Consider the following 11,146-nt stretch of genomic DNA (forward strand, 5'->3'; position numbering starts at 1 on the left):
TCGTTCCGCAAGCATACCGGCATGTCGTTCGTGCAGTACGTCAACCGGCTGCGCATCAACGTTGCCTGCGAACTGCTGATGGATGGCGACGCCAGCGTCACCGACATCTGTTTCCAGGTCGGCTTCAATAACGTATCCAATTTCAACCGCCAGTTCCTGGAGCAGAAGGGGGTTTCTCCGTCCAGGTTCAGGAAGTACCAGGAAATCAATATGGCGTCGCGCAGCCTTGTTCTTCCCGGGCTATCTGTGACCGCCAGCGTCTAGAACCAGCAGGGTTTCATCGGCAGTGTTTTGCATTCAAATAAAAACCATGGAGATAGCAATGATAGTGAAATTGAAGATGGCCGGGCTTGTCGCTTGCGCTGTTGGCGCCACCCTTGTTTCCAGTGCAGCGGTCGCTGCGCCGCTGAAGATAGGCATGTCTTTCCAGGAAATCAATAATCCTTATTTCGTCACGATGAAGCAGGCGCTGGAACAGGCGGCGGCATCGATAGGCGCCACGGTGGTGATCACCGATGCACACCATGATGTCTCGAAACAGACCAGCGACGTCGAGGACATGGTCCAGAAGAAGATCGATATCCTGCTGCTCAACCCTACCGACTCGGTCGGCATCCAGTCCGCGGTCAAGGCTGCCAAGGCCAAGGGCGTGATCGTGGTCACGGTCGACGCCAACGCGCAGGGACCGGTCGATTCCTTTGTCGGCTCGAAGAATTTCGACGCCGGCCAACTGGCTTGCACCTACCTGGCGAACAACTTGAAAGGCCAGGGCGACGTGGCGATCCTGGACGGCATTGCAGTGGTGCCTATCCTGGAACGGGTGCGCGGTTGCAAGGATGCTTTGGCAAAATTCCCGGGCATCAAGATCGTCACCACCCAGAACGGCAAGCAGGAGCGCGACCAGGCATTGACCGTGACCGAGAATATCTTGCAGGCCAATCCGAAGCTGAAGGGCATGTTCAGTGTTAACGATACCGGTTCGCTGGGCGCATTGTCTGCCATCGAGTCGTCCGGCAAGGACGTCAAGCTGGTGAGTGTGGACGGCGCGCCGGACGCGATCAAGGCGATCCTCAAGCCGAATTCGAAATTCATCGCCACCGCCGCCCAGTATCCGCGCGACCAGGTGCGGCTGGCGCTGGGCATTGCGCTGGCCAAAAAATGGGGCGCCAACGTGCCGGCCACGATCCCGGTCGACGTCAAGCTGATCGATAAGGCACAGGCCCCGAATTTCAGCTGGTAGCCGGACTGGCCGGCCGCCGCTACGCACGGCGGGACCTGGTCCCGCCAATCAAAACCGGATTGGTACAAAAGCAGATGATGAAGACAATCCTGAAGCTGGAAGGCATTTCCAAGAAGTTCGGCGTGGTCAACGCCTTGTCGGCGATCGATTTGTCGGTGGCGAGCGGTGAGATCCATGCGCTGCTGGGGGAAAACGGTGCCGGCAAGTCGACCCTGATGAAAATCCTGAGCGGCATTTACCGTCCCGACCGCGGCCGCATCGTGATCGATGGCGAAGAACGCAGTTTCGCCGGTTATAACGATGCGATTGCAGCGGGCATTGCGATCATTTTCCAGGAATTCAACCTGGTTCCTTACCTGAATGCAGTCGAGAACATTTTTCTCGGCAGGGAAATCACCAATGCCGCTGGCCTGTTGTCGAAAACCGCGATGAAAAGAAAGGCGCAGGAGATTTTCGACAAGCTCGATATCGACATCGACCTGGCGCTCGAGGTCGGCCAGCTGACTTCGGCGCAACAGCAGTTTGTCGAGATCGGCAAAGCCTTGCTGCTGGACGCGCGCATCCTGATCCTGGACGAGCCTACCGCGACGCTGACGCCGAACGAGGCCGAACACCTGTTCAGTATCATGCGCGATCTGCGCCGGCGCGGTGTGGCGATGATCTTCATTTCGCACCATTTGGAAGAAATATTCCAGGTGTGCGACCGCATTACGGTGTTGCGCGACGGCGTCAATGTCGGCGTGGCCGAGACCGCCGGCATTACCCAGGATGAACTGGTGGAAATGATGGTGGGGCGCAAGCTGGAAAACAATTTTCCCGCAAAACCCGAGCCGGTGGCGCCACATGCCAGGAAAATGGCGCTGGAGGTCGAGGCTATCCAGATCACGCGCCACAGTCCGCGCAACAGCTTTACCCTGCATGCGGGAGAAATACTGGGATTTGCCGGGCTGGTCGGCTCCGGCCGCACCGAGCTGGCCTTGGCGGTGATCGGTGCAAATCCGAGTTACCTGAAGCAGGTCAAGGTAAACGGCGTGCCGGCCAGGCTGCGCGACACCGCCGATGCGCTGGCGCTGGGCATCGGGCTGCTGCCGGAGAGTCGCAAGACGGAAGGGTTGATACTGGATTTCAGCGTCAAGGACAATATGTCCATCAACAACCTGGCGAAGTATAGCGGCAGCGGCCGCTGGATCGACCGCAAGCACGAGCTGCAGGCATCGAACGAGATGATCCGCAAGCTCGGGGTGAAGACACCGGACGCCTTGACCCGGGTGGTCAACCTGAGCGGCGGCAACCAGCAAAAGGTAGTGATCGCGCGCTGGCTCAACCACCATTGCAAGATCCTGATTTTCGACGAGCCTACGCGCGGCATCGACGTCGGTGCCAAGGCGGAAATCTACCAGCTGATGCGCGAACTGACCGCCGGCGGCTACGCCATCATCATGATTTCGTCCGAACTCCCTGAGATTGTCGGCATGTGCGACAGGGTGGCGGTATTCCGCCAGGGCGCCATTGTGAAAATCCTGGAACAACCATCGATCAATGCGAATGAGGTAATGCGCCATGCAACCACAAGTCCAGAACCTGCGTATGCCTAAGGGCCAGGGCAGCCAGTTCAGAACCGCCCTGGCGCGCTGCCTGCCGGGGCCGGTGCTGTTTCCGCTGATCGGCCTGGTCGTGGTCTGCCTGGCGATGGTGGTCGCCAGCGATGCCTTCCTGTCGGTCGACAACCTGGTCAACATCGGCCGCCAGGTCTCGATCAACGCCATCATTGCGGTCGGCATGACCTGCGTCATCCTGAGCGGCGGCATCGACCTGTCGGTGGGATCGGTGATGGCCTTGTCCGGCACCCTGACCGCCGGGCTGATGGTGGCGGGCCTGCCGGCGCCGCTGGCGATCCTGCTGGGTCTGGCGGCGGGCCTGGCGTGCGGTATCGCCAACGGTTTTTTTGTGGCGTACAGCAAGATGCCGCCGATTATCGTGACCCTGGCCACCATGGGCATCGCCCGCGGCCTGGCCCTGATCTATACCGGCGGCTATCCGATCGACGGCTTGCCGGACTGGTTCGAGATTTTCGGGCGCGGCCACGTGCTGGGCCTGCAAATGCCGATTGTGGTGATGCTGCTAGTGTTTGCCATGGCCTACGTGCTGCTGGACCGCACCGCAATCGGCCGTTATATCTATGCGATCGGCGGCAACGAGCAGGCGACCCGGCTCAGCGGCATTCGCGTCTCGCGCTACAAGTTGCTGGTGTATGCGATCAGCGGCTTCACCGCTTCCATCGCCGGCCTGGTGCTGACATCGCGTTTGATGAGCGGCCAGCCGAATGCAGGCATCTCTTTCGAACTGGATGCGATCGCCGCGGTGGTGATGGGCGGCACTTCGATCGCGGGCGGCCGCGGCTCCATCATCGGTACCTTGATCGGGGCCCTGATGCTGGGCGTGCTGAACAACGGCCTGAACATGATGGGGGTATCGCCTTATCTGCAGAATGTGGTCAAGGGCGCGATCATTTTGCTGGCTATTTATATCAGCCGGGAAAGAAACCGCATCGCCTAAATTTCCCGGACAAATTTTTCCATCCCGGAGCAGGCGTCGATTGGGCCATCGGCCCGGGGGCGCGCACGTCCGGGCGCTGGAGCATTGACTGAAATCGTTGCATTTACTGAAAAGGAGACACCATGCAATACGCAAAGATGCAAGCCGTGGTTTGCCACGGTCCCAAGGATTACCGCTTGCAGGAAATTCAACGGCCGGCGGCCAGGCGCAACGAGCTGGTGATCAAGATCGCCGCCTGCGGCATCTGCGCCAGCGATTGCAAATGCCATTCGGGCGCGGCGATGTTCTGGGGCGGCGAAGGCCAGGAAGCCTGGGTCAAGCCGCCGGTAGTGGCCGGCCATGAATTCTTCGGTTATGTGGCGGAACTCGGCGAAGGAGCCGATGAACATTTTGATGTCAAACTGGGCGACCGGGTCATCGCGGAACAGATCGTGCCGTGCGGGAAATGCCGCTTTTGCACTTCGGGCAAATACTGGATGTGCGAGGTGCACAACATCTTCGGTTTCCAGCGTGAAGTGGCGGATGGCGGCATGGCGGACTACATGCGTATCCCGCCGAACGCCATCGTGCACAAGATTCCGGACGGCATAACGCTGGAAGACGCCGCTATCATCGAGCCGCTGTCGTGCGCCATCCATACCGTCAATCGCGGCGAAATCCAGCTGGACGACGTCGTCGTGATCGCCGGCGCCGGTCCGCTCGGCCTGCTCATGGTGCAGGTGGCCAAGCTGAAAACGCCGAAGAAACTGGTAGTGATCGACCTGGTGCAGGAACGTCTTGACCTGGCGTTGAAAATGGGCGCCGATGTTGTCATCGATCCGACCAAGCAGGATGCCCAAGCCATCGTCGCCGGACTCACCGGCGGCTACGGTTGCGACGTGTATATCGAAACCACGGGGGTGCCGATGGGGGTCACCCAGGGTTTGCAGCTGATCCGCAAGCTCGGGCGTTTCGTCGAGTTCAGCGTGTTCGGCAAAGAAACCAGCGCCGACTGGTCGATTATCGGTGACCGCAAAGAGCTGGACGTGCGCGGCGCGCATCTCGGACCTTACTGCTATCCTATTGCGATTGACCTGCTGGCGCGCGGCCTGGTGACCTCGAATGGCATCGTTACCCATGATTTTCCGCTGGAACGATGGGAGGAGGCGTTTGCGCTGGCCAATTCGGTGGCCTCGATCAAGGTGTTGCTGAGGCCGGTCGCAGACAACCTGACAGGAAATTGAACCAGCCATGAAATATGTGATCGGCGTCGACATCGGCACACAAAGCAGCAAGGCCTTGCTGGTCGACGCGAACGGGCAGATCGTTGCACAGCACAGCCGCGGCTACCAGGTCGATACCCCGAGGCCCTTGTGGGCCGAGCAATGGCCTGAGGTCTGGTTCGATGCGGTGCGCGAGTGCATCGGCGAATGCGTGCGGCAGGCTGCGGCAGCGTCCGGTTTTGCTGCGGAACAGGTTGCCGCGATCTGTATCAGCAGCCTGTACGGCGGCTCCGGCATTCCGGTGGACGCCGAGATGCAGCCCTTGCATCCTTGCCTGATCTGGATGGACCGGCGCGCCAACGACGAGGTTGCCTGGATCAGGCAGACGCTGGATGTCGACCGCCTGCGCACGCTCACCGGCAACGGCATCGACAGCTACTACGGCTACACCAAGATGCTCTGGATCAAAAACCAGCGGCCCGAGATATGGAAGAAAACACGGTATTTCCTGCCTCCCAACAGCTACATCAATTATCTGCTGACGGGAGAGCTTGCGGTCGACCACAGTTCCGCCGGCAACATCGGCGGCGTCTACGATATCGTCGGGCGCGATTGGTGCCCGGAGACCATGGCCATGCTGGGAATTCCAGTGCAGATGATGCCGTCGCGCTTGCTGCAATCGAGCGACGTGGTCGGCGGCTTGCTGCCGCAATGGGCGCAGGAATTCGGCCTGCCGGCCGGAATCCCGCTGATGGCGGGCGGCGTCGATGCGGCGGTCGCGACCCTTGCCGCCGGCGCGGTCAAGGAAGGCAACCACGTGGCGATGATAGGCACCAGCATGTGCTGGGGTTATCTCAACCAGCACACCGACGCCAGCCATGGACTGATCAGCATGCCGCATGTCTTCAACGGCTTGCAGGACAATTATATTTTTGGCGGTGCGATTACCGCCGGCGCGTCGGTCAGCTGGTTTCGCGAACAGTTCTGCCAGGCCGAGATCGCCGAGGCAGGCCGGCAACAGGTCGATCCGCACCAGTTGCTGGAGGCGCGCGCGGCGGCCATCGCCCCGGGTTGCGACGGCGTCCTGTTCTTGCCCTATCTGATGGGCGAACGCAGCCCGGTGTGGGATGCCGGCGCCAGCGGCGCATTTGTCGGCCTGAGCCTGTTCCATAGCCGCGGGCACATGTATCGGGCGGTGCTGGAAGGCGTGACTTTTGCCCTGAAACACAACATGGATGCGGGCGCCAAAGGAGCACGCTTCCTGGATGAGCGGCTGGTGGTGGTGGGCGGCGCCAGCCATTCCGATGTGTGGATGCAGATGATCGCGGATATCACCGGCTATGCGGTGTACACCATCAAGGAAAATGTCGAGGCTGCCTTGGGCGCTGCCTTGCTGGCGGCATTCGGGGCCGGCTTGATCGGCCGCCAGGATGTGGAGCAGGGCTGGGTCAGCCTGGTTCCGCGCGCCAGCCCCAATCCCGCGACACGCCAGGTGTATGCCGACCGCTTCGAGGCCTATCGAGAACTGTATCCGGCGTTAAAGCCGATCATGCAAAAACTGCAGGCAACCTGATATTTTACGAGATCACTACGATGCACTCAGTTCCCTATCAATTGGACGGCAAAAGAATCATGGTGACCGGCGCCACCAGCGGCATTGGCGAGGTCACTGCAAAATTACTGCGCAGCAGCGGTGCGCAAGTACTGGCGGTTGGGCAGAACCAGAACAAACTGGAGCGCCTGTACAGCGACCACGGCTGCGAAACCTTGCGGCTGGATGTCGCCGACGGCGCTGCCGTGCAGGAGCTTCTGGCGGTTTCGTACGAGCTGGACGGCCTGGTCAACTGTTCCGGGATATCCATCCTGGAATCCTGCCTGGAGTTGAATGCCGAGAGTTTCGACCGGGTGATGGCGGTCAATGCCCGCGGCGCGGCGCTGGTGTCGCGCTACGTCGCGCAGCATATGATTGCGGAAGGGCGCCAGGGCAGTATCGTCAATGTATCCAGCCAGGCGGCGTTGGTGGCTCTGGAAGACCACCTGGCTTACTGTGCTTCCAAAGCCGCGCTGGATGCCATTACACGCGCCATGTGCCTTGAATTGGGACCGTTGGGAATACGGGTGAATAGCGTCAATCCGACGGTGACGCTGACGCCGATGGCCGAGCAAGCCTGGAGCGATCCCGCCAAAAGCGCGCCGGTATTGCAGGCGATTCCCTTGCGCAGGTTCGCCAGGCCGGAGGAAGTGGCGTGGCCGGTCATGTTTCTGCTCAGCGCGGCGGCGTCGATGATCAGCGGGGTCTGTTTGCCGGTCGACGGTGGCTATACTTGCCACTGAGGCGCCACTGAGGCGCCGCTGAATGGCCGCTGAGCCGGCTCAGTAAGTGAGTCCGCTGGCCTTGTTGAACAGCGCCATGTCGACATAGCTGGACAGGTGGTTGCTGTCGGCGACGTCGCCCACCGTATAACCGCCGATGTCAAAACCGCCGCCGGGAATGGCGTATTCCGCCTGGCCGCTGGTGCGTTTGCCGGCCGGTAGCAGGCGCTGCCATGATTTGGCCGCGGTGAAACCTTCCAGCGTCAATGCCGATACCGGTTCGTCGCGGTATTTTCGCATCATGTTCAAATGCTCGAGCTGTATCGAGGAGCTGCCGATGTTGGGATTCGGGACGACTTGCGAAAACACGGTCCACTCCACGGCTTTGCCGCCTGCCAGCTGGCGCAGCGTGGTCAGGTTGGTGAGGGAGGAGCCGGCGACGAAGGTTTGCGGCGCGAGTTTGCGGAATTCTTTCAGGAATACGCCGGCGTTCACGGTGTCGGCAATCATGATCACGAAACCCGGCTTCGCGTTGGCCAGCTGCGCCGTCTCGCTGCGCATCCTGGCCAGGTCGCTGCCCAGATGGACCGTGCCGCTGAGCCTGATGCCGCTTTCCTTCATCTGGTCGGCGAGGCGGCGGTAGGCGTCGGCGGTGGCGGCCGATTCCTGGTACACCACGCCGACATCCTTGATGCCCAGTTTGTCGAAATGGGAAAATATATGGCGGATTTCCTGCTGGTAGCTGGGCCGCCAGAACAGGACCTTGGCGTCTTTCCGGTAATCGGCGCCGGCCAGCGGCGCATACAGCGTCAGGCCGCTGCGCTTGAATTCGGCTGAATCCAGCACGGCGCGGGTGACATCGTCGCCGACGCCGCCGAACAGGTAGGAAACGCGGGCCTGGGTGATCAGTTCGGCAACCTCCTTGACAGCCAGGTCGGCCTGGCCGCGGTCGTCGCGCACCAGGTACTGGATGCGGCGGCCGTTGATCCCGCCCTTGGCGTTGAGCACATCGAAATAGGTCTTGATGCCAGCCACATAGTCGCGCCCGAGGTCGGCGTTCGGACCAGACAGATCGATGGCCTGGCCGACCACCACAGCATCGGCCGCCGCATTTGCCAACAGCGGCAGGCACATGGCGAGAGCGGCCAGATACTTGCACAAAAAGCGTTTCAAGTTTAAGTTCATCGGAAAGTCAAAATATGGCGTGGGAGGAGTCGCGATTCTGGTTGCAAATTGTGACGGCTTGATGAATTTTTTGTCTTTGTTGAAGCGGTCCTTGCTGATAATGGAATAATTGTATATATTATTTATACGATTTAAATATGGAGAGTTGAATGGTTACCAGTAAAATTGTGAAACCTGTCGTCAAGAAGCCGATTGCAGTGAAAAAAACCGTTGCCAAAACCAAGCCGGCAGCGCGTCCTGCTACCAAGCAGGTAGCGAAGCCAGCTGCCAAACCTGCAGTCAAAACAGTCGCAAAGCCTTTACCTAAGCCGCTGCCGAAACCTTTGCCTGTCGCCAAGCCAGCGGTTCCAAAACCAGCGCCAAGCATCAAGGCGCTGCCGGATTTAAAGGGCAAGGCAAAGAAAGCCAAGCTGGTGCGCGACAGCTTCACCATGCCGGCCGACGAGTATCAGGTCCTGGGCGACGTCAAGAAAACCTTCTTGAAAGCCGGCCTGGAAGTGAAGAAGAGCGAGCTGCTGCGGGTCGGCGTTGCCTTGATCCGCGAACTGGACCTGGCCAACCTGAAACTGGCCGTGGCCAGCCTGCCGCCGGTGAAAGCGGGCCGTCCGAAGAAAGAGAAATAAGACAGGCCGCTTGTACTGCGCAGTGCGCTGAACAGGGCCCGGATCTGTGCGTTGGCGAAAGCCGCCGCACAGATCCGGGCCCTGTTTGTTTGTGCGCGGCACGGGCTCCGGAGCATCAGAAAACAGCAGGATTCAGGCTCTTTGAATTATATTTTTGACACTGTTGCTATGTCACAAAACCGAAATAAACTTGTCATTTTCTTGAAGTAATCGGTAGTTAGGCTTGTCATCGTCACAATCAGAAAGGACGATGAATGCAACTACTAACGAATCCTGGCGAAGCAAGTACTAGTGTTTCCAAGTTGACGGTTAGTCTTGCCAGTACGCCGGAAGAAGTGCGCGAAGTGCAGCGTTTGCGCTACAAGGTATTTATCGAAACGATGGGTCTTTCCGCGCTGGCTAATGCAGACGGCCTGGACAGCGATGAATTCGACTCCTATTGCGATCACCTGATCGTCCGCGACACCAATACCTTGCGCGTGGTCGGCACGTATCGCGTCATGAGCCCGCACGCGGCAAGAAGCATGGGCCGTTATTACTCGGAACAGGAATTCGACCTCGGCCGCCTCGACAACCTGCGCAGCAGCATCGCCGAAGCGGGCCGTGCCTGCATCGATCCCGAATACCGCAGCGGCAGCGTCATCATGCTGCTGTGGGCCGGCCTGGCGGCCTTCATGCGGCGCGAGCGCTGCGACTACCTGATGGGCTGCGCCAGCGTCAGCCTGGCCGATGGCGGCCATAACGCCGCGGCCTTGTACCACGGCCTCGACCACGGCAATTTTGCGCCGGCCGAATACCGCGTCACGCCGCATGTGCCGTTTCCGGTGCATGAGCGCGAAGCCGGCCACGTGGCGCAGATGCCGCCGCTGCTGAAAGGCTACCTGCGCAGCGGCGCCTGGGTCTGCGGCGATCCGGCCTGGGATCCCGATTTCCACTCCGCCGATTTTTTCCTGCTGCTGCCTTTATCCAAGCTGGACCAGCGCTATGCGCGTCACTATCTTAAAGAAACGAGGGCGACATGAAACCAGGCGAACAGTTTCTGGAAGCTGCGTTGTTTGGCGCCAATGCCGGCAACGGCGTTGGCGCCGGGAATGGGACGAAGCGCGATCCGATCCGCTTCCGCACCATCTGGATTTCCGATGTGCACCTGGGAACCACCGGCTGCCAGGCTGCTCGCCTGCTTGAGTTTTTGCGCGCGACCGAATCGGATACCTTGTACCTGGTCGGCGACATCATCGACGGCTGGCAGCTCAAGCGCCGCTGGTACTGGGACCAGGTCCACAACAACGTAGTGCAAACGGTGCTGAAGAAGGCGCGCAAGGGAACCGAGGTGATTTTTGTGCCCGGCAACCATGACGAGGCTGTGCGCCAATTCATCGATCTGGACTTTGGCGGTATCCGGATCCGCGATGAATTGGTGCATACCACCGCGCAGGGAAAACGTATGCTGGTGCTGCACGGCGACCGTTTCGACGGCGTCATCGCCTGCGCCAAATGGCTGGCGTATGTGGGCGACAGCCTGTACACCGTGATCCTGAAATTCAACCAGTGGTTCAACGGTTGGCGCGCACGCGCCGGCCTGCCTTACTGGTCGCTCTCGCAATACCTGAAGCTGAAGGTGAAAAACGCCGTCAACTACATCTCTTCGTTTGAAGATGCACTGGCGGCGGAAGCGCAGAAAAAGGGCCTGGACGGCGTCATTTGCGGCCATATCCACAAGCCGGAAATCCGCGACATCAACGGCATCAAGTATTGCAACGACGGCGACTGGGTGGAAAGCCTGTCGGCGCTGGTGGAAGAGGCCAGCGGCGAACTGCGCCTGGTGACCTGGCAGGAAATCATGCAGCAAAAGAATGCCGTGTCCGGCAAGAAGGTTGGCGAGTTATGCGCATTGCCATCGTAACGGACGCCGGGCAATCGCAGATCAACGGGGTAGTCAATACCTTGCGCGCCACCAGCGCTTGCCTGCGCCATAACGGCCACGAAGTATTGCTGCTCAGTCCCGACGATTTCCCGACCTTCGCCTG

Annotated in this window: 11 protein-coding genes and 1 pseudogene; 11 read left to right on the plus strand and 1 reads right to left on the minus strand. The window is 60.0% G+C overall.

Annotated elements, in window-relative coordinates; all coding sequences use genetic code 11:
• The 7 genes from JWQ61_RS00245 to JWQ61_RS00275 form a co-directional block, all read left to right on the plus strand.
• The coding region (locus tag JWQ61_RS00245; protein WP_304358735.1) for an AraC family transcriptional regulator at positions 1-264 on the plus strand (264 nt) is incomplete at its 5' end.
• Positions 265-322: 58 nt separating this feature from the next.
• Positions 323-1,240: an ABC transporter substrate-binding protein gene (locus tag JWQ61_RS00250; RefSeq protein WP_304358736.1), complete on the plus strand. Its 918-nt coding sequence runs from the start codon at positions 323-325 to the stop codon at positions 1,238-1,240.
• 77 nt (positions 1,241-1,317) lie between these two features.
• Positions 1,318-2,835 (plus strand): sugar ABC transporter ATP-binding protein, encoded by a 1,518-nt coding sequence (locus JWQ61_RS00255; protein WP_304358744.1) that lies wholly within the window; start codon positions 1,318-1,320, stop codon positions 2,833-2,835.
• On the plus strand, positions 2,828-3,796 hold the full coding sequence (locus JWQ61_RS00260) for an ABC transporter permease (RefSeq protein ID WP_304358745.1): 969 nt from the start codon (positions 2,828-2,830) through the stop codon (positions 3,794-3,796). Before JWQ61_RS00255 ends, JWQ61_RS00260 begins: the two co-directional genes overlap by 8 nt.
• A gap of 122 nt (positions 3,797-3,918) precedes the next feature.
• Positions 3,919-5,019: an alcohol dehydrogenase catalytic domain-containing protein gene (locus tag JWQ61_RS00265; RefSeq protein WP_304358737.1), complete on the plus strand. Its 1,101-nt coding sequence runs from the start codon at positions 3,919-3,921 to the stop codon at positions 5,017-5,019.
• A gap of 7 nt (positions 5,020-5,026) precedes the next feature.
• Complete coding sequence (locus JWQ61_RS00270; protein WP_304358738.1) at positions 5,027-6,571, plus strand: FGGY-family carbohydrate kinase; 1,545 nt, start codon at positions 5,027-5,029, stop codon at positions 6,569-6,571.
• 20 nt (positions 6,572-6,591) lie between these two features.
• A complete protein-coding gene (locus JWQ61_RS00275) occupies positions 6,592-7,332 on the plus strand; it encodes an SDR family oxidoreductase (RefSeq protein WP_304358739.1) in 741 nt (246 codons plus the stop codon).
• Between the two features lie 39 nt (positions 7,333-7,371).
• Here the strand turns inward: JWQ61_RS00275 and JWQ61_RS00280 are convergent, their stop codons facing one another.
• Entirely contained in the window at positions 7,372-8,484 is a 1,113-nt protein-coding gene (locus JWQ61_RS00280; RefSeq protein WP_304358740.1) for an ABC transporter substrate-binding protein, read from the minus strand.
• A 161-nt stretch (positions 8,485-8,645) separates the two neighbouring features.
• On the opposite strand from JWQ61_RS00280, the gene JWQ61_RS00285 reads away from it, so the two are divergent.
• From JWQ61_RS00285 to JWQ61_RS00300, 4 genes and pseudogenes are all read left to right on the plus strand, one after another.
• Positions 8,646-9,119 (plus strand): hypothetical protein, encoded by a 474-nt coding sequence (locus JWQ61_RS00285; RefSeq protein WP_304358741.1) that lies wholly within the window; start codon positions 8,646-8,648, stop codon positions 9,117-9,119.
• A gap of 254 nt (positions 9,120-9,373) precedes the next feature.
• On the plus strand, positions 9,374-10,141 hold the full coding sequence (locus JWQ61_RS00290) for a GNAT family N-acetyltransferase (RefSeq protein WP_304358742.1): 768 nt from the start codon (positions 9,374-9,376) through the stop codon (positions 10,139-10,141).
• On the plus strand, positions 10,138-11,022 hold the full coding sequence (locus JWQ61_RS00295) for a UDP-2,3-diacylglucosamine diphosphatase (protein ID WP_304358743.1): 885 nt from the start codon (positions 10,138-10,140) through the stop codon (positions 11,020-11,022). Before JWQ61_RS00290 ends, JWQ61_RS00295 begins: the two co-directional genes overlap by 4 nt.
• A pseudogene (locus JWQ61_RS00300) lies at positions 11,004-11,146 on the plus strand (glycosyltransferase family 1 protein); the annotation flags it as partial. The gene JWQ61_RS00295 and the pseudogene JWQ61_RS00300, both read left to right, overlap by 19 nt.

It is taken from the genome of Collimonas fungivorans (genome assembly GCF_028292705.1).
GTDB lineage: Bacteria > Pseudomonadota > Gammaproteobacteria > Burkholderiales > Burkholderiaceae_D > Collimonas > Collimonas fungivorans_B.

Coding starts and splice junctions, on each gene's coding strand:
- JWQ61_RS00295 (WP_304358743.1), top strand. CDS start 10,138: ATGAAACCAGGCGAACAGTTTCTGGAAGCTGCGTTGTTTGGCGCCAAT.
- JWQ61_RS00265 (WP_304358737.1), top strand. CDS start 3,919: ATGCAATACGCAAAGATGCAAGCCGTGGTTTGCCACGGTCCCAAGGAT.
- JWQ61_RS00290 (WP_304358742.1), top strand. CDS start 9,374: ATGCAACTACTAACGAATCCTGGCGAAGCAAGTACTAGTGTTTCCAAG.
- JWQ61_RS00285 (WP_304358741.1), top strand. CDS start 8,646: ATGGTTACCAGTAAAATTGTGAAACCTGTCGTCAAGAAGCCGATTGCA.
- JWQ61_RS00275 (WP_304358739.1), top strand. CDS start 6,592: ATGCACTCAGTTCCCTATCAATTGGACGGCAAAAGAATCATGGTGACC.
- JWQ61_RS00255 (WP_304358744.1), top strand. CDS start 1,318: ATGAAGACAATCCTGAAGCTGGAAGGCATTTCCAAGAAGTTCGGCGTG.
- JWQ61_RS00250 (WP_304358736.1), top strand. CDS start 323: ATGATAGTGAAATTGAAGATGGCCGGGCTTGTCGCTTGCGCTGTTGGC.
- JWQ61_RS00270 (WP_304358738.1), top strand. CDS start 5,027: ATGAAATATGTGATCGGCGTCGACATCGGCACACAAAGCAGCAAGGCC.
- JWQ61_RS00260 (WP_304358745.1), top strand. CDS start 2,828: ATGCCTAAGGGCCAGGGCAGCCAGTTCAGAACCGCCCTGGCGCGCTGC.